At 63.6% G+C, this 20024-nt stretch carries 19 protein-coding genes and 1 rRNA gene; 10 read left to right on the top strand and 10 right to left on the bottom strand.

The genetic code is table 11. The features are described 5' to 3' along the window. The 4 genes from OKC41_RS05835 to clcA form a co-directional block, all read right to left on the bottom strand. A 16S ribosomal RNA gene (locus OKC41_RS05835) occupies positions 1 to 65 on the bottom strand; the annotation flags it as partial. Positions 66 to 556: 491 nt separating this feature from the next. After that, complete coding sequence (erpA, locus tag OKC41_RS05830) at positions 557 to 907, bottom strand: iron-sulfur cluster insertion protein ErpA (protein WP_010675554.1); 351 nt, start codon at positions 905 to 907, stop codon at positions 557 to 559. An 89-nt stretch (positions 908 to 996) separates the two neighbouring features. Further along, positions 997 to 1689 (bottom strand): DUF6776 family protein, encoded by a 693-nt coding sequence (locus OKC41_RS05825; protein WP_201894671.1) that lies wholly within the window; start codon positions 1687 to 1689, stop codon positions 997 to 999. An 87-nt stretch (positions 1690 to 1776) separates the two neighbouring features. Continuing rightward, positions 1777 to 3171 carry a H(+)/Cl(-) exchange transporter ClcA gene (gene clcA, locus OKC41_RS05820; RefSeq protein WP_039040862.1) on the bottom strand — a complete coding sequence of 465 codons (1395 nt, stop codon included), beginning with the start codon at positions 3169 to 3171 and terminating at the stop codon, positions 1777 to 1779. A gap of 209 nt (positions 3172 to 3380) precedes the next feature. Between clcA and hemL the strand changes: the two genes are divergently transcribed. Next, a complete protein-coding gene (gene hemL / locus OKC41_RS05815; RefSeq protein ID WP_103259584.1) occupies positions 3381 to 4667 on the top strand; it encodes a glutamate-1-semialdehyde 2,1-aminomutase in 1287 nt (428 codons plus the stop codon). A 199-nt stretch (positions 4668 to 4866) separates the two neighbouring features. After that, complete coding sequence (locus tag OKC41_RS05810; protein WP_201894670.1) at positions 4867 to 5688, top strand: hypothetical protein; 822 nt, start codon at positions 4867 to 4869, stop codon at positions 5686 to 5688. Here the strand turns inward: OKC41_RS05810 and OKC41_RS05805 are convergent. Continuing rightward, positions 5603 to 6505, bottom strand: coding sequence for a sulfite exporter TauE/SafE family protein (locus tag OKC41_RS05805; protein ID WP_201894669.1), 903 nt, complete (start codon positions 6503 to 6505; stop codon positions 5603 to 5605). The two genes, OKC41_RS05810 and OKC41_RS05805, sit on opposite strands and share 86 nt — an antisense overlap. Positions 6506 to 6764: 259 nt before the next feature. Next, the gene (locus OKC41_RS05800; RefSeq protein ID WP_010675560.1) at positions 6765 to 7448 is read right to left on the bottom strand and encodes a phosphatase PAP2 family protein; all 684 of its coding nucleotides are present in this window, start codon (positions 7446 to 7448) and stop codon (positions 6765 to 6767) included. Positions 7449 to 7650: 202 nt separating this feature from the next. On the opposite strand from OKC41_RS05800, the gene OKC41_RS05795 reads away from it, so the two are divergent. Further along, a complete protein-coding gene (locus tag OKC41_RS05795; protein ID WP_010675561.1) occupies positions 7651 to 8166 on the top strand; it encodes a DUF2937 family protein in 516 nt (171 codons plus the stop codon). 42 nt (positions 8167 to 8208) lie between these two features. On the opposite strand, the gene OKC41_RS05790 is transcribed toward OKC41_RS05795, so the two are convergent. Next, positions 8209 to 9090, bottom strand: coding sequence for a LysR family transcriptional regulator (locus tag OKC41_RS05790; RefSeq protein WP_039040858.1), 882 nt, complete (start codon positions 9088 to 9090; stop codon positions 8209 to 8211). A 157-nt stretch (positions 9091 to 9247) separates the two neighbouring features. On the opposite strand from OKC41_RS05790, the gene OKC41_RS05785 reads away from it, so the two are divergent. Together OKC41_RS05785 and OKC41_RS05780 are read left to right on the top strand one after the other, a co-directional pair. Further along, positions 9248 to 9640 (top strand): multidrug efflux SMR transporter, encoded by a 393-nt coding sequence (locus OKC41_RS05785; protein ID WP_045521922.1) that lies wholly within the window; start codon positions 9248 to 9250, stop codon positions 9638 to 9640. Further along, positions 9628 to 9948 (top strand): SMR family transporter, encoded by a 321-nt coding sequence (locus OKC41_RS05780; protein WP_270671787.1) that lies wholly within the window; start codon positions 9628 to 9630, stop codon positions 9946 to 9948. Before OKC41_RS05785 ends, OKC41_RS05780 begins: the two co-directional genes overlap by 13 nt. Before the next feature lie 89 nt (positions 9949 to 10037). On the opposite strand, the gene OKC41_RS05775 is transcribed toward OKC41_RS05780, so the two are convergent. The 3 genes from OKC41_RS05775 to hrpB all read right to left on the bottom strand — a co-directional run bounded on the left by OKC41_RS05775 (position 10038) and on the right by hrpB (position 15380). Next, on the bottom strand, positions 10038 to 10439 hold the full coding sequence (locus OKC41_RS05775; protein WP_270671786.1) for a VOC family protein: 402 nt from the start codon (positions 10437 to 10439) through the stop codon (positions 10038 to 10040). Between the two features lie 42 nt (positions 10440 to 10481). Further along, on the bottom strand, positions 10482 to 12803 hold the full coding sequence (gene mrcB, locus OKC41_RS05770; RefSeq protein ID WP_010675566.1) for a penicillin-binding protein 1B: 2322 nt from the start codon (positions 12801 to 12803) through the stop codon (positions 10482 to 10484). Between the two features lie 123 nt (positions 12804 to 12926). After that, positions 12927 to 15380: an ATP-dependent helicase HrpB gene (gene hrpB, locus OKC41_RS05765; RefSeq protein ID WP_270671789.1), complete on the bottom strand. Its 2454-nt coding sequence runs from the start codon at positions 15378 to 15380 to the stop codon at positions 12927 to 12929. 184 nt (positions 15381 to 15564) lie between these two features. On the opposite strand from hrpB, the gene thpR reads away from it, so the two are divergent. The 5 genes from thpR (at position 15565) to pcnB (ending at position 20022) form a co-directional block, all read left to right on the top strand. Continuing rightward, entirely contained in the window at positions 15565 to 16110 is a 546-nt protein-coding gene (thpR, locus tag OKC41_RS05760) for an RNA 2',3'-cyclic phosphodiesterase (RefSeq protein ID WP_270671785.1), read from the top strand. After that, positions 16107 to 16850 (top strand): DNA/RNA nuclease SfsA, encoded by a 744-nt coding sequence (gene sfsA / locus OKC41_RS05755; protein ID WP_010675569.1) that lies wholly within the window; start codon positions 16107 to 16109, stop codon positions 16848 to 16850. The genes thpR and sfsA overlap by 4 nt, the downstream gene beginning before the upstream one ends. A 119-nt stretch (positions 16851 to 16969) precedes the next feature. Next, positions 16970 to 17419, top strand: a complete 450-nt coding sequence (gene dksA, locus OKC41_RS05750) for an RNA polymerase-binding protein DksA (protein WP_029314801.1) — start codon at positions 16970 to 16972, stop codon at positions 17417 to 17419. Positions 17420 to 17528: 109 nt separating this feature from the next. After that, complete coding sequence (gluQRS, locus tag OKC41_RS05745; protein ID WP_201894667.1) at positions 17529 to 18431, top strand: tRNA glutamyl-Q(34) synthetase GluQRS; 903 nt, start codon at positions 17529 to 17531, stop codon at positions 18429 to 18431. Between the two features lie 100 nt (positions 18432 to 18531). Further along, entirely contained in the window at positions 18532 to 20022 is a 1491-nt protein-coding gene (gene pcnB, locus OKC41_RS05740; protein WP_201894666.1) for a polynucleotide adenylyltransferase PcnB, read from the top strand. The last annotated feature ends 2 nt before the right edge of the window (positions 20023 to 20024 follow it).

The following is a 20024-nucleotide window of genomic DNA, read 5'->3' as shown; positions in this document are numbered from 1 at the left end:
TCGACTTGCATGTGTTAGGCCTGCCGCCAGCGTTCAATCTGAGCCATGATCAAACTCTTCAATTTAAGTTTGGTTGCTTCGAAAAGCGGCTCAATGAATTGCTGAATTAACTGCTGCAACTTTCAGTTGCTTTGGTCACTTCATCAGACATTGATATCAAAAATTGTTTTTGATGCTCGATGCTGTGAGTGCCCACACAGATTGCTTGATTCAAATTGTTAAAGAGCAGGGTCTGAAACTATAACCCTCACCTGCTTGCTTTGCAAGGTGGACCAGACACGCACTGCGCCGTGCTGATGGAGGCGCATTATAGGGATATGATTCTCGCTGACAAGCGAAAACTACGTGTTTATTTGAAAAAGACGTTCAGGTGTTTAATCAACAACCAACCAGACTAAAAAACCATCAACGATTCATCTAAATGAGCCTGCACACCTTCTCTATCGCTACCAATCGGTACCCGTTTTCGCCACATCAAGATCTACATGCCAGCCACGCCAGGCACACAAAAATGAAAAGGGCCCCTCGGGGCCCTTCACATCACGCTGCTTGTAGATCAGATGGAGAAACTGGAACCGCAACCGCAGGTCGTCGTGGCGTTGGGGTTGGTCACGGTGAAACGGGAACCTTCCAGGCCTTCGGTGTAATCCACGCTGCCGCCGACCAGGTATTGCAGGCTCATGGGATCGATCACCATGGTGACGCCGCTCTTCTCGACCACGGTATCGCCATCATTGATTTTCTCGTCAAACGTGAAACCGTACTGGAAACCGGAGCAGCCCCCCCCAGTGATGTAGACCCGCAACTTGAGTTCGGGATTCTCTTCTTCGGTGATCAAGGTCTTTACCTTGTTGGCTGCCGCATCCGTCATCTGGATGGGCAAGGGGGCTTCTGCTACTGCACTCATTGCTGACCTCACAACCGTTACATCCACAAACATGGAAACCGCGAAATTATCCAATACCCGACCATTTAGTTCAAGTATTCACCACTCTCTTACTGCGCTGCCGGCAAGGGGGCTGGTTGAGCGACCAGAGGCTTGAGCACCTCGTTCCACTCAGCAACCAGCTCCTGGGCCGGTTGCCGACCCGCCTTCGGGATGAGGATTCTCACCCTGTCCGGGATGAAGCCTGAGGGAAGCTGCCAATTGCCCTCCAAGAGCTGGAAGTATCGCAACGCGTAGTGTCCCTCCCCCACCTTCATGCCAAGATCCCGGCCACTGAGGATCCTGGGCTTGTCAGCCAGACTGCCTTCGAGCCGGATCTGCACCTGCCCCCGAAACAACTCCCGCTTCTTGGCGGGTTGTGTGAGCGCCAGACGATAGTGGTAGCGACCCGGCACACTCGTCTCCTGCAATGTCAGATTGTCGATGGATACCCCCACCTGTTCGCCGGTGGGACGCATGATGCGCTCGAAGAAGGCCAGCTGGCGTTTCTGCTCCTGTACCTGGGCTTCCTGATCCTTGAGCGTCTGCTGAAGTTGCTCGAAGGCGGCCTTCTGGGTCGCCAGCAGGGTCTCCCTGACGCCGAGATCCGTCTTCAGTTGTGCAATGGCCTTGCTCTGACGCTCCAACGTCTCTTGCTGCACCGTCATCAGGCTGCTCTGAGCCAGCTCCTGTCTGTTCCCGACGACATAACCGATACATGCCCCCACGGCCAGCACCACCAATAACTTCACGATTTGGGACATAAGGCCTCTTCTATATGCCGACATCAACACGGCCGGTTTCTTTTCACTATACGCGACCATGCCGGATTGATACGGATAAACAAAGAGTTAACCGGTCGCGATGCTGCTTTCACCCCGGTTTTGACGCGCAGCAAGCCGTAAAGTTCGCTCCAGGATCTGGGAATAGATAGGGCGCCCCCCCAACCATTGCGCCACCAGGGTTGCCCCTATGGTGGTGATCATCATGGGCAGGATCAGCTGATAGTTGTCTGTCATCTCTGTCACCAGCACGATGCCTGTAATGGGGGCACGCACGGTGGCGGCGAAGAGCGCCCCCATGCCGGCGATGGCAAAGGCGCCCGGTTCGATGCCGAGATCGGGAAATGCAGAGTGGAACAGGTGACCAAAGATCACACCGAACAGGGTGCCCAGCGCCAGGGTCGGCGCAAAGACACCACCAGGGGCCCCCGAGCAAAAGCAGATGAGGGTACCCACCAGTCGCACCGAGAAGATGATGAAGAGCGTCGCCATCGCATAGTCTCCCCCCGTCAGATGCGGGATGAGCTCGATTCCCCCTCCAGTGACCGAAGGGGCGAACAGCGACAGCATGCCAAAGGTTCCAGCCACCCCCATGCCGATGATGACGAAGCGGTGGCGCTTGTTCTGATGCAATGCCAGGTAACCATCCTGACAGGCGAGCACCAGCTTGTTGAAGACGAACCCCAGCACACCAAAGCAGCCCCCCATGAAGAGAAACAGCCAGAGCGCCTTCAAGGCCGGCGCGTCGTAGTGAGGCAGCATGATGACGGGGGATTGCCCTTTCATGTTCTGCAGCATCAGGGTCGCCATGACGGCCGAAATCCCGACCGCCTTGATGGCGAGGAAGGAGTAGCGAAATTGCGGTCGCATCTCTTCCATGACAAACAGTATCCCTGCCAGCGGGGCATTGAAGGCCGCAGCGAGACCACCCGCCGCACCGGCAGCCAGCAGGGCGTGGCCATGCTCCTTGGGCAACCGGAAGATATCCGCCACCATCTTGCCGAGGTTGCCCCCAATCTGCACCGAGGGCCCCTCCCGCCCCAGCACCATGCCGGAACTCAGGGTACAGACCCCGCCAAAAAACTTCACCGGCAACACCCGCCACCAGCGTACCGGACGCAGGTCGTCCATGGCCCCTTCAATTTCCGGGATACCGGATCCCCCCGCCTCGGGGGCAAAGGCATGAGTGAGGAAATAGCCGACCAACCCCAGCAGGGCGCTGAAACCAAAGCCGAGCAGGCCGAGCTGCCACCAGGGGCGATCGGCCAGCAAGTCGACACGCTGCTGGGCCAGCCAGTGAACGCAAGACTCGAACAATCCGCACACCAGGCCTGCCAGCAGGCCGACCAGGGCCGCCAACAGGAGCACCAGCAGCGGCATCTTGTCCCGCCGTATCAGGCGCTGCAAGACTGGAGGACGACGCAGCGAGGCCGCGTCGGCGGAAGGAATGGCTTGTTGCTCCATGGATAATCACGCTCATCTAACGAGGACCAGACACACCTCGGCCTCGGCTGCCCAGCTCTGGGCCTTTCTGCTATAGTCGGCCCGTTTCATGTATCACGGGCGAGAGTCCGGGGCGAGAGCGCAAAGCATACTCCTCCCGCCATCCCCTGCCGAGCCGCAATCGGCAGCCTGCGCCCGGGTAACGACCAAAATCCCATTAAGGATGATCCATGTCAAAATCAGATCAGCTGTTTGAACAGGCCCGCCAGACCATTCCGGGCGGCGTCAACTCACCGGTCCGCGCCTTCAACGGGGTCGGCGGCACACCCCGCTTCATCGATCACGCCGATGGCGCCTACCTCTATGACGTGGACGGCCAGGCCTATGTGGATTACATCGGTTCCTGGGGCCCCATGCTGCTGGGCCACAACCACCCGGCCATCAAGGCCGCCGTCATCAAGGCGGTGGAAAAAGGGCTGAGCTACGGTGCCCCGACCGAGATCGAAGTGCTGATGGCCGAGAAGGTGCGCCAGATCGTCCCCTCCATGGAGCAGGTGCGGATGGTCAACTCCGGCACCGAGGCGACCATGAGCGCCATCCGGCTGGCCCGCGGCTATACCGGTCGCGACAAGATCGTCAAGTTTGAAGGCTGCTACCACGGCCACGCCGACTCCCTGCTGGTCAAGGCTGGCTCCGGTGCCCTCACCCTGGGTCAGCCCAACAGCCCGGGCGTACCGGCCGATTTCGCCAAACACACGCTCACCTGTGTCTTTAACGATCTGGATTCGGTGCGCGAAGCCTTTACCCAGTACGGCAGCGAGATCGCCTGTATCATCGTCGAGCCGGTCGCTGGCAACATGAACTGCATCCCGCCGGTGCCCGGCTTCCTGGAAGGGCTGCGCGCCATTTGTGACGAGTTCGGCGCCCTGCTGATCCTGGATGAGGTGATGACCGGCTTTCGCGTCTCCCTGCGTGGTGCCCAGGGCCACTACAACATCGACCCGGATCTCACCACCCTCGGCAAGATCATCGGTGCTGGCATGCCGGTGGGCGCCTTCGGCGGCAAGAAGAAGGTGATGCAGCACATCGCCCCGACCGGCCCCGTCTATCAGGCTGGTACCCTCTCCGGCAACCCGGTGGCCATGGCCGCCGGCCTCACCATGCTGGATCTGCTGCTGGAGCCGGGCCTCTATGAGCAGCTGAGCGCCAAGACCGCCCGTGTCGCCGAAGGGCTGAAAGCGGCCGCCGCCAGGCACGGCATCCCGCTTGCCATCAACTACGTGGGCGGCATGTTCGGCTTCTTCTTCACCGACGAGACCGAGATCACCCGCTACGAGCAGGTGACCCGCTGCGACATGGAACGCTTCAAGCGCTTCTATCATCTGATGCTGGAAGAGGGTATCTATCTGGCACCGAGCGCCTACGAGGCGGGCTTCCTGTCGCTGGCGCACGGCGACAAGGAGATTGAACACACCCTGGCCGCCGCCGAGCGCAGCTTCGCCAAGCTGGCTGGCTGACAAGCAGCAAGATGTGCAGAGGGCCCCGATGGGGCCCTTTTTTGTTTGCTCGTCCCGACAAGGCACCATAGTGGTGCATCCTTAAGTCCCTCACCGGAACCTTGCCACCTGCTGGTGCGCCGCGCCGTACACGGGCTGTCATAAATCGGGCCCACAATTTGCAGGCCCCTGCTCAGGAGCCCATTGGACCGAGGTGTATATGGCAGAGATGAGCCCCATCGATGTGCTGCGGCGCTATCAGGAGTACGAAACCGAGCTGGCCCCCCTGCTGCTGGGGCTCCTCACCCTCCCCGAGGCGTCTCTCAAGACCTATGCCTTCGTCGAGGAGGTGAAGAGCCTGCCCCCCCAGATCAGGCCAGCCATACTGGCGCCCGTTCCGGCGGCCCAGGGGCAGCTGCGCCTGCTGGTGCAGGGCCATGGCCGGGAGCTGGAGATCAACCTGCACCAGCTGATCGCCTGGCTGATGGGGGACAGAGAGCGGCGGCGCGCCATTCCCTGGTTCAGGGCCGTCTACGTCGTCCTGAGTCTGGCCCTGTTTCTCATCGTCGGCACCCTCATCTGGCACGGGCTGGAACAGCTCTATCTGCTGCTGTGCGGCACCCAGCAGAACCGGCTCGGCGCCTTCAGCGCCATCATCTTCCTCACGCTCGCGCTGGCGGTGTTCGATCTCGGCAAGACCATCCTCGAAGAGGAAGTGCTGCTGCATAAGGACATCTTCCGCCACAGCGCCATCCGGCGCACCATTACCCGCTTTATCGCCGCCATCCTGATCGCGGTCTCCATCGAGGGGTTGCTGCTGCTGTTCAAGGGATCCCTCGGCCAGAGCGAACTGCTCTGGCCTGCGGTGGGGGTGATGGGCTGCGCCGTGGGGTTGCTGCTGGCGCTGGGGCTCTATGTGTTTCTCGGTGCCAGGGCGGAAGCCGCGCTGGTGCAGGCTAACCAGCGATATCCGCAGCCAGCTGCGCGGTGGGGCGACGAGCCGCCCGCCAGGAGGCGTACATGGTCCAGGAGGTATAGATGACGATGAAGGCCACCAGCCATTTGAGCATCTCCATCTCCATGGATTTGACCAGCATGGCCGCCAGCACCACGCCGATGGGGCCGAAGATGGCCACCGCCAGCACGGCCCGCGCATCGAAAGCCCCCTTGCGAATGAAGGTCCCCGCCGAGAAGACGCTGAGAACGGCGGTGGATCCCATCATGATGGGGAAGGCCACCAGCGGGTTCATGCCGAGCAGATAGACCAGGGTCATGCAGGGGGCGAACAGGCCGATACCGACGTTCATCAGGGCTCCGAACAGGAAGTTGCCGGCAAGGGCGATCCCCAGCTTGTAACCGCTCAGCCCCATGGCCTCGCCACCGAGGGGGAAGAGCCCGAGCAGGCCGGCAAAGATGAGACCGGCGACCACCAGTAGGGAGACCGCCATGACCAGCCGGATGGTCTGGCGATCAAAGGAGGCCACGTAACGGGCGCCCCAGGCCGCACCGGCCGCCGCAGCCGCCATCATGCTGATGAGGGTGACGGGATCCACGTTGACCACGCCGATGAAGATGAGAGCCTGGGTCACGGTCGGCAGCACGCACTGGCCGTTGAGGGTACCGGGCAGCACCCGATCATCGATCAACCTGAACTGCTTGTAGCAGGCGGTCTTCACCGCAAAGCTCCCTACCCCCAGGGTATCGAGAAAATTGGCCACAAAGCCGATGGCCGCCACCGGCCAGAAAGGGGTGGCTTCGAGCTGGCCATGACGCCGTTTGTGCCACCAGGCACGGACCAGCATAACGAGAAAGACCAGGGCACAACCGATAAACAAGAGACGCAGAAAAGTGACAAGCATGGGGAGACCTCCAACAACGGGCGGCGATTCTAAGGCAGCGGAGGGAAAAAATCCTGGCCAGGATCATGAGAGGACGGATGCAAACGTTTGGCCGCGACTATTTTGGCTGGCAGAACCCGAATGGGGCTATCCATACTGGTTGGGAGGGCGACAGCCCGGGCTCATCGGGCGTAGTCCTGGTCATTTCGCGACGACCACAGCACCGGTGAGGCGTAAACGAAAGAAGGCGGGGTGACCCGCCTTCTTTTTTCATTCTCCGTCAGGCAATCCAGCGTGGCAGCCGGGGAGCCAGGCGGTCGATCAGGCGATCCGACACGGGAGTGAGCAACAGCAGCGGCAGGCAGATCAGGGAGAGGCAAAGAGCGCCCACATAGACGTCCGTCATCCAGTGCGCACCCGCCAGGATGCGGGGCGCCGAAAACAGGGGCACCATCACCACCGCAACCACCCCGGCCCAGCGCGGCAGATAGCGCAGGGCAAAACCGGCGAAGATCATCAGGAAGAGGGCGTGATCACCGGGGAAGCTGTCACCGGCGGAGTCCTTGGTGGGAATCGCACTGATCTCGGTCAGGCGCAATGCTCCGTCCACCATCAAGGTGGGGCTGGGACGGCTGACCGGCAACAGATGCCCGAGCTGATTGATCACCAGGGCCCCCAGCAGCATCACGACCCCCATGGCCACCAGACGACGGCGCTCCTGCCCGTCGGCACGGAAGAAGCAACTGGCGAGGATCCCGCCCATGCAGGCCAGCGCGGCCAGATCGAACAGGCGGTTGTTGGTGATGGCCACCAGATCGGCCCAACGGGGGGAGTGGCCAATCCAGCCATTGACCAGCTGGAAGAGGGCGAGATCCCACCCATCCCAGGGGCCGTGCTCAGGCAGGGCGCCCCAACTGAAGGCGATGAGGCCTCCGGCCAGATAGAAAGGAATGAACTTGCTCATGCCGACGTTTCCTTCGAAAAACGCTCATTCTAGGCCAGCCGCAAGATGACTTGCATCACAAAAGTGTAAGAATTCGTGTAACAAAGGTATTCCATTGGATCTTCTTTTGGCTCCGCCGACCGGGTAGGCAAGCGCGCCCCCTCCTTGGCTCACCCACCGGTTGCGGCTAGTATGGGCGCTCCCTTCGTTCAGGATGATGATGATGCGCAGCTACCTTCGCATGATGTTGTTTGCCCTCGGTTTGCTGGCAGGTGTACAGATCCCCGGGCTGGTCGATCTCTACTTCCAGCGGCTGGATGCCCGGCTGCAGCAGGCAGGTCTGGCGCTGGCCCCCTTCCAGCGCACGGCGGACCAGCACTTCAATGGCGATCTGCAGGCGCTGGTCGCCCATTACGGTGCCAGCCAGGATCCCGTCTTCACCCAGGATGCCACCAGCCTCCAGCAACTGGTGAACCAGCAGCAGCACCTTCAGGGGGAGATCGCCGTGCGGGAGAGCCCCTGGTACCAGCAGCTCTCCCACCTGTTGCTGCGCGCCGATCCCGCCCTCTGGCAGGATACCCTGCACAACTACGGCTATGTGGTCCCCCTCAAACAGGCCGCCATTTTCTGCGGCGTGGCGGCGGGTCTGCTGGCCTCCCTGGCGGGGGATCTGCTGCTCGGCCTCCTGCTGCTGCCATTTCGCTCCCGCCAGCGCGTCCCCCGTCACGGCCTGCGCTGATCCCCTCTCACTGCCAACCGGGGTGCCCACCCCGGTTAGCGGCTACTCGAAGGGTTCGAGATAGGCTTCTATGGCCTTCTTCAGCCAGGCCAGCACCTTGCCGTGATGGGCGTTCTCCGACAGATAGACTCCGTAATCGCGCCACTGCAGACTGAACTTGTGCTTCAGGGTCAGCAGCTCCCCCTGGCGCAGCTGGCTCTGGATAAGGGGTGAAGGCAGCACCGCCCAGCCCAGACCATCCAGCACCGCATCCCGCATCAGTTCGAAACTCGACAACCCGATATGCTGCCCCCCGATGGGCAGCAGGCTCTTGACCGAAAACGCGTCCACATAGGAGAGGGTGACCTGGGTGTGATCGGTCAGATCCTGCTGCAACACCCGCTTCAGCCCAGCCAGCGGGTGGCTTGGCGCCACCACCATCAGGGTGCGGATCGGGTTGAGCACGTCGATGCAAAGACCGCTGCGCTCCTGTTCCTCGGTGATGAGGCCGAAGGCGGCATCCACGAACCCCTCTTCCACCAGGGCCGGCAGCTCCGGCGGTGAGGCCAGCACCAGGGAGATGCTGGTGCCCGGAAACTGGCGACGCAGCGCCCCCAGCATCTCGCGCCATACCACCTCGGGAATGGCGTCGTCCCGGGCTACCCGCAGCGCCACCTCGGCACCGGAGGCATGGTGCTCGCACTTGAGCTTCAGGCTGTTGGCGGCCTGCAACAGCCGCCGACAGTCGTCCAGCACTTGCTCGCCGATTTCGGTCAGCCGGCTCTGATTCGCCCCTCGTTCGAAAAGTTCGACGCCAAGCTCCACTTCCAGGGTAGCAATCGCCGAGCTCACGGCGCTGCGACTCTTGCCAAGTCGTCTGGCGGCATTGGCTATCGAACCACTGTCTGCTGTTTCTACAAAGAGTTGTATCTGATTTAGCTTCATGGCTTCAAACTGGCGGCAGATTATTCCATCACCACCTTATCCCCTGACTCGCCCCCAAGGCAAACTAGCAGCGACAGCTTTTTCGACGCTCAGCGATAACCTTGCCCGTTTCGGGTGCCGTTATCCTCTCATCGTCGCAGCAACAGAAGGAAACTGCATGTCATCCCGTCCCCTGCTTTTGGCCCGCCTCTTCCTGACGGGGGCCATCCTGACCGAGGTCGCCGGCACCTCCTCCATGGCCCTGATCCCAAAGAGCGAGAGCGGCTGGATCCACTATCTGCCGATGTGGCTCCTCATCACCCTCTCCTACCTGCTGCTCGCCAAGGCCGCCAGGACAATCTCCATTGGTATCGCGTTTGCGCTGTGGGAAGGGCTGGGGATCGCCCTCATCACCGCCGTCTCCGTCCTGTTCCTCGGCTACGAGCTGAGCATCCAGGAGTGGATCGGACTGGCGCTGGCCATAGTGGGGATTGTCATGGTGACCCTGGGCGAGACCCATGATGCACCAGCCCCCACCCGCCAGAGGAGGGAAGCCCCATGCACCCGTTGATCATCGTACTGGGCGCCGCCCTGCTGGATATCGGCGCCAACATGGCAATCAACCGCTCCATCGGTTTTCGCGACAAGGGGTGGGGCGTCCTCGGCATTCTGCTGGTGCTCTGTGCCTTCACTCTGCTCAGCGAGGCGGTCAGTACCGGCAAGATCGATCTGGTCGTGGCCTATGCCACCTGGGGCGCCATCGGCATTCTGGGCACCGCCCTCGGGGGCCTGCTGCTGTTCGGCGAGCGCCTCAGACCCGTCGGCTGGCTCGGCATGGTGGTGATGGCGGTGGCGGTCGCCCTGCTGACCACAGCATGATCCCCTCTCCAACCCCATGAAAAAAGCCGCCCTGTTCCCAGGGCGGCCTTTTCATGGTCAAACCGATCACCCAGATTGCTGCAGGCAGCCTAACGCGCTACCTCGTACAGCTCCAGCGGCAGGCCGTCGGGGTCGGCGAAGAAGGTAAAGCGCTTGCCGGTCAGCTCGTCCACCCGCACCGGCTCCACTTCCACCCCGTGCTGCTCCAGGTGGGCGATGACCCGGTCGAGATCCGCCACCCGAAACGCCAGGTGGCGCAACCCGCACGCCTCCGGCCGGGAGGGGCGCGGTGGCGGCGCCGGGAAGCTGAACAGCTCCAACTGGCTGCCGTCCGGCAGCGCCAGATCCAGCTTCCACGACTGACGCTCGGCCCGCAGGGTCTCGGCAATGATGGGCAACCTCAGCACCTGGTGATAGAAGTGGCGCGAGCGCGGATAGTCGCTGGCGATGATGGCCACGTGATGGATGGCCTCAAACAGGGGATGGGTCATGGCAATCCTTGCAAAACGGGCAGCCTGCGCTGCCCGTCTTCGTCAGTTGAAGAAACCGTTGAACCAGTTGTCCAGGGCATTCGCCGGGTCCGAGACCGGACTGGCACAGCTCATGGGCTCGGCCAGACCGGCCAGCTTGGCCGGCACCTGGAGACTGCCGGGACAATCACTGGCCACCCGGGCACCGCTCGAGCGGGAGAAGTTGGCCCAGCTCACCCCTTCGGGCATCTTCAGCCCCAGGCTGTTGACCCCTCGCTGGCTCATGTAGCCGCTGAACAGCTGCAAGGCGCCACTGGCACCGGTCAGCCCGGCCGGGGTGTTGTCGTCACGGCCGACCCAGACGCTTACCAGCTCGTTGTTGTCCATCCCGGCAAACCAGGAGTCACGCAGCTCGTTGGTGGTACCGGTCTTGGCGGCCATGGTGGCCCCGGGGAACTTGGCACCGAGCGCCCGGGCCGTCCCCTGGCTCACCGTCTTGGTCATGGCGAACAGGGTCAGCCAGCTTGCCTGAGGATCCGTCACTCGCTTGGCCGCTTCGTCATGCTGGTAGAGCTGGCGTCCCTCGCCATTCACCACGGCCCGGATGGCCGACAGGGGCTGGGTCAACCCCTGGTTGGCAATGGGCAGGTACATCTGGTTCACCTCCATGGGCGAGAGCGCCACCGCCCCCAGCACCAGGGACGGATAGGGCTGGATCTCCTGCTGCACCCCCAGCTTGTGCAGGGTGTCCACCACCTTGTCCAGGCCTATCTGCATACCGAGGTTGACGGTCGGCACGTTGAGGGAGCTGGCGAGCGCCTCCATCAGGGGCACGCTCTGGCGGAACTTGCGGTCGTAATTCTGCGGCGTCCAGATCTGGCCATCCTGGCCGCGAATGCGGATCGGCTGATCTTTAAGCGGCGTGCCCAGGGTCAGGCCGTTGGAGAGGCCGGTCAGGTAGACCGCCGGTTTGACCAGGGAGCCAATCTGACGGCGGGCATCCAGCGCCCGGTTGAAGCCGGCGTAGCGGGGATCCCGTCCCCCCACCATGGCGACCACCTCGCCCTTGTGCCAGTCGGAGACCACCATGGCCGCCTCCAGCTTCTTCTTGCCACGCTGCTTCTCGATGGTGGCCAGACCCGACTCCACCGCCTGCTCGGCGGCGTGCTGGGCGATGGGATCCAGACTGGTGAAGATCTTGAGGCCGGACTGCTTGAGCAGATCCGGGCCGAAGCGGTTCTGGATCTCCCGCTTGAGCAGCCCCATGAAGGCCGGGGTACGGCCATAGCTCATCTGGCCGCGGGCGATGATGCCAAGGGGCTGCTTGCTGGCCAGGTCATACTCGGCCTGGGTCAGGCTGCCGTGATCCGCCAGCAGTTTCAGCACCAGATCCCGGCGCGCCTTGGCCCGGTCCGGGAAGCGCCAGGGATCGTAATAGGAAGGGCCCTTCACCATGCCCACCAGCAGGGCCACCTGATCGATGTCCAGCTCGTTGACCGGAATACCGAAGTAGAAGTAGGAGGCGAGCCCGAAGCCGTAGACCCCCTGGGAGAAGTTCTGCCCCAGATAGACCTCGTTGAGGTAGGCCTCCAGGATCTCGTCCTTGCTGTAGCGGTAGTCGATGAGCACCGCCATGTAGGCTTCCTGCAGTTTGCGCCACAGGCTGCGCTCACGGGTCAGGAAGAAGTTCTTGGCGAGCTGCTGGGTGAGCGTACTGCCCCCCTGCACGGTGCGCCCCGCCAGCAGGTTGGCTGCCATGGCGCGCATGATGGCCACCGGCGAAACGCCGCCGTGCTGGTAGAAGTCCCTGTCTTCCGTGGTGAGCAGCGTCACCAGCAGGCTGTCCGGCACCTCGGAAAGGCGCACCAGCAGGCGGTCTTCCCGATCCTCGGTGTTGAGGCGATCGAGCAGCACCGGGTCCATCTGGGCATAGCCGAGCTGGCGCTGGTTCTCCAGGGACTGGATCCCCTCGAGGCGCGCCCCGTTGAAGGTGAGGCGCAGGCCACGGGCACCGTCGGCACCGTCGTGGAACTCGAACGGCCGGCGCACCAGCTCTATGCGATTGCCGCTCACCGCGTACTCACCCGGGGTATGCGGCTGACGCACCTGCTTGTAGCTCAGCATGTTGAGCTCGCGCAGCATCTGGGTCTGGGAGAGCCGCTGGCTGGGATAGAGCTCCAGCGGGCGGCTGTAGACCATCACCGGCAACTGCCACTTCTCGCCGTCGAAGCGCTCGCGCACCTTGGTGTCGAGATAGATGCCAAACACCACCATGAAGGCCGCCACCACCAGAGAGAGCTTGAAGCCCAGCCAGAACAGGGTGCGCCAGATGGTGCGTTTGGGCGCCGCCTTCTTGGGCGTGCGCTTGCGTCGTTGGGTTGCCATAAATCCTCTTGTCGTTCTCCTCGCCATCCCGCTGATGCGAGCGGCCTGCGATGCCTGTTGTGGAGGGGGACTGTGCCACCGCCATCTTGTTCTGATCGTACCGACCGATCACTGTCCCGTCGGCTACTCCTGCAATCCCATCTTCTTCTTGGTCACCCGGGTCGGCATCGCCTCCAGCGGGTTGTCCGGCCAGTAGTGACGGGGGTAGCGCCCCTTCATCTCTTTTTTCACCTGCTCATAGGATCCCGCCCAGAAGGCGGCGAGATCCGCGGTGATCTGCAAGGGGCGCTGGGCCGGGGAGAGCAGCTCCACCACCAGGGGCACACGGCCATCGGCCACGCATGGGGTGGCGCCCAGCCCGAACATCTCCTGGATGCGCACCGGGATCGCTGGCGCCTGACCCGGCTGGTAGCGGATCCGCACCCGACTGCCGGTCGGTGCGGTGAAGTGGCTCGGCAGCGCCTCGTCCAGCCGCCTTGGCAGGGGCCAGGGCAGAGACTGGCGCAGGATGTCGCTCATGTCGAGCCGCTTCAACTGCTCCAGCCGGGTCATGCCGCTCACCGCCGGCAGCAGCCACTGCTCGAGGTCGGCCAGCAGGCTCTCCTCATCCGTGGCGGGCCAGGCTTCGTCGGGCAGCCAGTCGCGGACGCAGCGCAAGCGGGCCAGCAGCCCCTCGCTGCTCTCGTCCCAGGGCAGCACGTGCAGCCCCTTGCGCCGGATGCCTTGCAGCAGGCAGCGCCCCTTCTGTTCATCGGAGAGATCCGTCAGCGGCCGCTGGCCGAGCACCAGCTCGCCGAGCACCTGCTGGCGCTCCGCACGCACCCGTTCCTCCCGATCGTCCCAGTCGAACCACTGGCGCTCGCCGACCAGCTCGGGCAGCTGGCGCACCAGCTCATCCAGCGCCACCGGCTCGGCGATGAAGATGCGGCTGCCGCGCTCGTTCTGACCCATTTCGACGGCCACGATGGCCCCCTGCCCCTGGCAGGGATGCCCTTCTACCAGATCGCAGCTCACCCCGCCACTGAGCTGATAGCGGCTGCCACTGCGCAGCTTGCCGATGCGATCGGGCCAGGCGAGGGCGCACAGCAACCCCAGCCATTGACCCTGCGGGCTGCTTGCCCGCACGCCGAGCCGCTCGAACCAGCGGGCCGCCCCCTGGCGCAGGGCGCCCTGACGGCGGTGGAACAGCACGGACAGGCGCTCCGATCCTCGCAGATCTTCTTCCAGCAGCGCCACCAGGAAAGCCGCATCGGCGACAATCCCTGTCAGACCCTCGGATTCCAGCTCCCGGGCCCGCAGCAACATGCGGGCGAGGCGGGGATGGGTGCCGAAGGCCGCCATGGCACGGCCTGCCGGGGTAAGTTGTTGCTCACCCTCCGGGGCCATGGCGCCCAGGGCCACCAGCAACCGCCGGGCGCTGGCCACCGCAGCGGCGGGAGGCATGTCCAGCAGGGGCAGCGCCTCCACCCGGGCCCCCCACTGGGCGGCGTCCATCAGCAGGCCGGTGAGCTCTTGCGTCAGGATGTCGGGGGGACTCTGCTCGGCGAGGCGCTCCTGCACCTCGCTGCTCCAGAGGCGGTAACAGACGCCGGGGCCAAGCCGCCCTGCCCGCCCCGCCCGCTGGGTGGCGGAGGCTTTGGCGATGGGCCGGGTCTCCAGCCGGGTGACGCCGCTCTTGATATCGAAGGTGGCGCGCCGCTCCAATCCGCTGTCGATGACCACGGAGATCCCCTCGATGGTGAGGGAGGTCTCCGCCACGTTGGTGGTGAGCACCAGCTTGCGACGACCCGCAGGCGCAGGCTCGATGGCCGCTTGCTGGGCCGCGAGGTCAAGACGGCCATAGAGGGGAGCCAGGGTCACATCCCCTGGCAACCGCCCTTCCAGCCACTGTGCCAGCCGCTCTATCTCCCCCTGTCCCGGCAGGAACACCAGGGCACTGCCAGCCTGACTGGCGAGCGCCTCCAGCACCACGGCGCCGACCTGGGGCTCCAACCACTGCTGGCGATTGGCGGGGCGATAGTGGTACTCGATGGGAAAGCCGCGCCCCTCGGAACGCACCACGGGGGCGCCTGGCAGCAGGCGCTCCAGGGCCATGCCATCCAGGGTGGCGGACATCACCAGCAGCTTGAGATCATCACGCAACCCCTGCTGGCTTTCGATGGCGAAGGCCAGCGCGGTATCGGCGTGCAGGCTGCGCTCGTGGAACTCGTCAAAGATGACGAGCGACACGCCGGTGAGCTCAGGATCCTGCTGCAGCATCCGGGTCAGCACCCCCTCGGTCACGATCTCGAGCCGGGTCTGGCTGCTGGTGCGGCTCTCCCCGCGCACTCGCAGGCCGATGCGCTCGCCCACCTTCTCCCCCAGCTGACGCACGAGGAAGCTCGCGATGTTGCGCGCCGCAAGGCGCCTGGGCTCCAGCATGATGATGCGCCCGGGCAGCCGGTGCTGGCGCACCAGCTCCAGGGGCAGCAGGGTCGATTTGCCCGCGCCGGGGGGCGCCTGCAGGATCACGCTGGTATGGTTGTCGAGGGCTGCAAAGAGTTCGGGCAACACCGGGACGATGGGGAGGGAAGACAAAGCGATGGGCACCTTCTGTGACACTTCTGAAAAGGGGTCCATTCTGCCACAGCCTCCCGGCCATCGTAAGCGCCCCTGCCGGGCAGGGGCAGGAAGCGTCAGGTGCAACACGGCAAGACATCCCGGGAGCGGCTGCCATAGAATGGCCATTATCCGATGCCCATCACGAGGACCGACACGCCGCATGCCCAAACTCTTCTTTGCCCTGCCCCTGCCAGAGCTTGCCCCCGAGCTTGCGACCTGGCGAGACCAGCGCCCCTGGCCCGGCCAGCCGGTGCCCGAGAGCAACCTGCATCTGACCCTGGCCTTTCTCGGGGAGGCCGACGAAACGACCCAGGCTCGCCTGATCGCGGCCGCCGAGCGACAGCACTGCCCCCCTTTCAGCGTCCATCTGGATCAGACCGGCTGGTTTCAGCGCGCCAAAGCCGCCTGGGTGGGCCCCGGTGAGTGGCCGAACGAGCTGACCGTGCTCGCGAGGGCACTGCGCCGCCACGGAGAAACACTCGGGCTGGGCAACGGCGAGCAGGGCTATCGCCCCCACGTCACCCTGTCGCGCAAGGCGGGCGAGGCCCCCGGCGAGCTGCCTGCGCCGGATTTTCTGCTCAGGGCCGATCGCTTCTGCCTCTATCAATCCGTCAGCACGCCGGACGGCGTCCACTACGAACCGCTCGCCTGCTGGCCCCTGCGGGCCCGCGTCAAAAACCCGCACCGCGAGGAGCTCACCCCATGATCTTCGATCCCCCCCTGCAGTCCGGGCAGCTGATCTCCCGCTACAAGCGCTTTCTGACGGATGTCGCGCTCGACAACGGCGAGGTGATCACCATCCACTGCGCCAATACCGGTGCCATGACCGGCTGCGCCCTGCCGGGCACCCGGGTCTGGTACTCCACATCCGACAACCCCAAGCGCAAGCTGCCAAACAGTTGGGAAATCGCCGAGAGCCCGGCGGGTCACTTCATCTGCGTCAACACGGCCCGTGCCAACCAGATCGCCCGGGAGCTCATCGAACAGGGCGCTCTCGCCCCCCTGGCAGGCTATGCCAGGCTGCGCACCGAAGTGAAATACGGGGAAGAGAACAGCCGCATCGACTTGCTGCTGGAAGATGACCACAGGCCGGATTGTTACATCGAGGTGAAATCCGTCACCCTGCTCGACGAGCGGGAGCAACCCGGCATGGGGTACTTCCCCGATGCGGTCACCACCCGCGGCGCCAAGCACTTGCGTGAATTGATGGCCATGAAGGCGGCAGGGCACCGGGCCGTGCTGCTGTTCATGGTATTGCACTCCGGCATCGCGAGAATGCGCCCTGCAGCCCATATCGATCCGCACTATAGTCAGCTTGTTGAACAGGCGATGGCGGCAGGGGTTGAAATTTTATGCTATCGCCCCCATGTTGGGGTGCAGGGCATGGTGGCTCAGGATTTTATCCCATTTGAATCTGACCATATGCTACCCGAGGGCAGAGAATAAATGCAGAAGTGGGTAACATTATTGATAAGGCTTGTTTGCCTCCCGTTGACCCTTCTGCTATAGATGTCGCCCTCAATTTATGGATGGCACGGGTAGCGTGCTGAATTAGGAGACAGGGCATGCCAACAGGCGAAAACAGGAAATCTCTGGGCCCCCTGGCCATTGCGGGTGTAGAGCCTTACCAGATGAAAGCCGGTGAGGAGTACATGAATGACCAACAGAAGGTACATTTTCGCAAGATCCTGGGAGCCTGGCGCAACCAACTGATGCAGGAAGTTGATCGCACCGTCGACCACATGAAGGATGAGGCTGCCAACTTCCCGGATCCCGTGGATCGCGCCGCGCAAGAAGAAGAGTTTGCTCTCGAACTGCGCACCCGCGACCGTGAACGCAAGCTGATCAAGAAGATCGAGAAAACCTTGCTGCTGCTCGAAGAAGATGACTTCGGTTACTGCGAGCATTGCGGCATCGAGATCGGCATCCGCCGTCTGGAAGCCCGTCCGACCGCAGACCTCTGCGTGGACTGCAAGACGCTGGCCGAGATCAAGGAAAAACAGATGGCTGGCTGATGCCGCCCATCCACAGAAACGAAAAGGGAGCCTAGGCTCCCTTTTTTATTGAGCTTTTGGTCGGGCCGTCCCAGAATGCAGCCTCAATGCATCGCCTACCCGAACTGCCATGGTCATGACCTCCCCCCCCTCCCGACGCCCCTATGTGGGCCGCTTCGCCCCCTCGCCGTCCGGTCCGCTCCACTTCGGATCCCTGGTCGCCGCCCTTGGCAGCTTCTTGCAGGCCAGGGCGCAGCAGGGCCGCTGGCTGGTGCGCATCGAAGACATCGACCCCCCGCGGGAGATGCCGGGAGCGGCTGACCTTATCCTCACCACCCTGGAGGCACACGGTCTTGGCTGGGATGGGGAGGTGATGTTCCAGAGCGCGCGCCATGGCCGCTATGACGAGATCATCGATCAGCTCTATCGGGCCGGGGATCTCTACTGGTGCCGCTGTACCCGGCGCGAAATCATGGCCGCAGGGGGATTCTACAACGGTCATTGCCGCGCCCTGGGGCTGACCGCCGAGGGGTGTGCCGCCCGTTTGCGCCAGCACCACCCGGTCTATCGGTTCGAGGATGCGCTTCAGGGAGAGATCTCCGTCCCCGCGGCGCTGGCGGAGGAGGACTTCATCGTGCGCCGCCGGGACGGGCTCTACGCCTACAACCTGGCGGTGGTGGTGGATGACATGGACAGCGGCATCACCGAGATCGTCCGCGGCGCCGATCTGCTGGAACCCACGGTGCGCCAGATTGCCCTCTACCAGACTCTGGGGGCTGCCGTCCCCGATTGGGTGCACCTGCCGCTGGCGGTGCAAGCGGATGGCAACAAGCTCTCCAAGCAGAACCATGCGCCGGCGCTGTCGCAGGACGAGGTACGACCGGCCCTGTGGCAGGCGTTGCACTTTCTCGGTCAGTGCCCGCCGCCCGAGCTGATGGCGAGCCGGATCGACGAGATCATCGGCTGGGGCATCGCCCACTGGCAGCTGGCCCGGGTGCCCCGCCAGCAGAAGAGCCCGCAAGGGCAAAGCTAGCCCCGGCTGCATTTCTTGCCCCAAAAGGACCAATCAAGGGGAAGCAGGCCACACCGTTTCTCATTTGGTTGGGGCTGAGCTATGATAGGCCGCTATTTTTTTGGCCTCCCGTCAATTTGAAGTCATAACGAGGTGTACCATTTTTTCCCAGATCGCAAACTTTTGCCGCAAAGTGCTCGGCAAGGAAGACGGCGAGCAGTCGGTGGAGTCCCCCATTCCGGCCCGTGTCGCCGGACAGCGCCGTACCTTGAGCCGTGACCAGCACCCGATTTCGCGCAAAGAGATCAGCGAGAATGCCCTCAAGGTGCTCTATCGCCTGAACAAGGGGGGCTATGAGGCCTACCTGGTCGGCGGCGGTGTCCGTGACCTGCTGCTCGGGAAGACCCCCAAGGATTTCGACATCGCCACCGACGCGACGCCGGAGCAGATCAAGGCGCTGTTCAGCAACTGCCGCCTCATCGGCCGCCGTTTCCGCCTGGCCCACATCGTCTTTGGTCGTGACGTGATCGAAGTGGCCACCTTCCGGGGTCACCACCATCAGGTCAATACCAGCAAGCATGTGTCGGCCCAGTCCGATGAAGGCATGCTGCTGCGGGACAACGTCTACGGCACCATCGAAGAGGATGCCGAGCGTCGCGACTTTACCGTCAACGCCCTCTACTACAGCGCCAAGGATTTCACCCTGCACGATTTCGAGGGTGGGCTGGAAGACCTGGCCGCGCGCAGACTGGAGCTGATTGGCGACCCCGAGACCCGCTACCGGGAAGATCCGGTGCGCATGCTGCGCGCCGTGCGCTTCGCCGCCAAGCTCGACATGACCATCAGCCCGCGCACCGCCGCCCCCATCCGGGAGCTCGCCCCGCTGCTGCAGGACATCCCGGCCGCCCGCCTGTTCGAGGAGACCCTCAAGCTGTTCCTGGCGGGGGACGGTCTGGCCACCTACAAGCTGCTGCGGGAATACGGGCTGTTCCAGCCGCTGTTCCCCCAGGTAGCCGCCCTGTTCACGCCCCACGGCAACTCGCCCTACGAGCAGTTCATCGAGCAGGCGCTGATGGACACCGATACCCGGGTCCGTGAAGATAAGCGCGTCACCCCCGCCTTCCTCTACGCCACCCTGCTGTGGGGCGCCGTCGAGGCCCGCGGCCGCGTGCTGGAAAACGAGAGCGGTCTGCCCTGGTACGACGCCTTCATGCTGGCCATCAACGAGGTGCTGGACAACCAGGTGCGGATCATCGCCGTGCCACGCCGCTTCACCACGGACGTGCGCGACATCTGGGCCCTGCAGCAGCGCCTGACCCGCCGCCAGGGCAAGCACCCCGAGCGCGCCATGGAGCACCCGAAATTCCGTGCGGCCTTCGACTTCCTGTTGCTGCGCAACCGGGTCGAGCGCGGCCTCGGCGAGCTGGCGAGCTGGTGGGAGCGCTATGTTGCCTCCAACCCGGATGTGCGCCCGCAACTGCAACGGGAGGCGACCCGCCGCCCGGCGAGCGGCGAGCGCGCCGACTCCCGCAGCGGTGATGGCGAGAAGCGCAGCGGCAATGGCCGCAACCGCCGTCGCCCCCGTCGCCGCAAGCCGAAGTCGGCAGAGTAAGG

This window comes from Aeromonas sp. QDB17, from assembly GCF_027705305.1.
GTDB lineage: Bacteria > Pseudomonadota > Gammaproteobacteria > Enterobacterales > Aeromonadaceae > Aeromonas > Aeromonas caviae.
The sequence above is the reverse complement of the archived record's forward strand: the minus strand, read 5'-3'. Positions and strand labels throughout refer to the sequence as shown.

What these genes read in the sequence shown, in the direction of transcription:
- OKC41_RS05790 (WP_039040858.1), bottom strand. Translation starts at nt 9,090, where the DNA reads ATGAAGCTAAATCAGATACAACTCTTTGTAGAAACAGCAGACAGTGGT.
- mrcB (WP_010675566.1), bottom strand. Translation starts at nt 12,803, where the DNA reads ATGGCAACCCAACGACGCAAGCGCACGCCCAAGAAGGCGGCGCCCAAA.
- OKC41_RS05825 (WP_201894671.1), bottom strand. Translation starts at nt 1,689, where the DNA reads ATGTCCCAAATCGTGAAGTTATTGGTGGTGCTGGCCGTGGGGGCATGT.
- hemL (WP_103259584.1), top strand. Translation starts at nt 3,381, where the DNA reads ATGTCAAAATCAGATCAGCTGTTTGAACAGGCCCGCCAGACCATTCCG.
- OKC41_RS05780 (WP_270671787.1), top strand. Translation starts at nt 9,628, where the DNA reads ATGCACCCGTTGATCATCGTACTGGGCGCCGCCCTGCTGGATATCGGC.
- erpA (WP_010675554.1), bottom strand. Translation starts at nt 907, where the DNA reads ATGAGTGCAGTAGCAGAAGCCCCCTTGCCCATCCAGATGACGGATGCG.
- OKC41_RS05800 (WP_010675560.1), bottom strand. Translation starts at nt 7,448, where the DNA reads ATGAGCAAGTTCATTCCTTTCTATCTGGCCGGAGGCCTCATCGCCTTC.
- gluQRS (WP_201894667.1), top strand. Translation starts at nt 17,529, where the DNA reads ATGGTCATGACCTCCCCCCCCTCCCGACGCCCCTATGTGGGCCGCTTC.
- OKC41_RS05775 (WP_270671786.1), bottom strand. Translation starts at nt 10,439, where the DNA reads ATGACCCATCCCCTGTTTGAGGCCATCCATCACGTGGCCATCATCGCC.
- OKC41_RS05795 (WP_010675561.1), top strand. Translation starts at nt 7,651, where the DNA reads ATGCGCAGCTACCTTCGCATGATGTTGTTTGCCCTCGGTTTGCTGGCA.
- thpR (WP_270671785.1), top strand. Translation starts at nt 15,565, where the DNA reads ATGCCCAAACTCTTCTTTGCCCTGCCCCTGCCAGAGCTTGCCCCCGAG.
- sfsA (WP_010675569.1), top strand. Translation starts at nt 16,107, where the DNA reads ATGATCTTCGATCCCCCCCTGCAGTCCGGGCAGCTGATCTCCCGCTAC.
- OKC41_RS05805 (WP_201894669.1), bottom strand. Translation starts at nt 6,505, where the DNA reads ATGCTTGTCACTTTTCTGCGTCTCTTGTTTATCGGTTGTGCCCTGGTC.
- clcA (WP_039040862.1), bottom strand. Translation starts at nt 3,171, where the DNA reads ATGGAGCAACAAGCCATTCCTTCCGCCGACGCGGCCTCGCTGCGTCGT.
- dksA (WP_029314801.1), top strand. Translation starts at nt 16,970, where the DNA reads ATGCCAACAGGCGAAAACAGGAAATCTCTGGGCCCCCTGGCCATTGCG.
- OKC41_RS05810 (WP_201894670.1), top strand. Translation starts at nt 4,867, where the DNA reads ATGGCAGAGATGAGCCCCATCGATGTGCTGCGGCGCTATCAGGAGTAC.
- OKC41_RS05785 (WP_045521922.1), top strand. Translation starts at nt 9,248, where the DNA reads ATGTCATCCCGTCCCCTGCTTTTGGCCCGCCTCTTCCTGACGGGGGCC.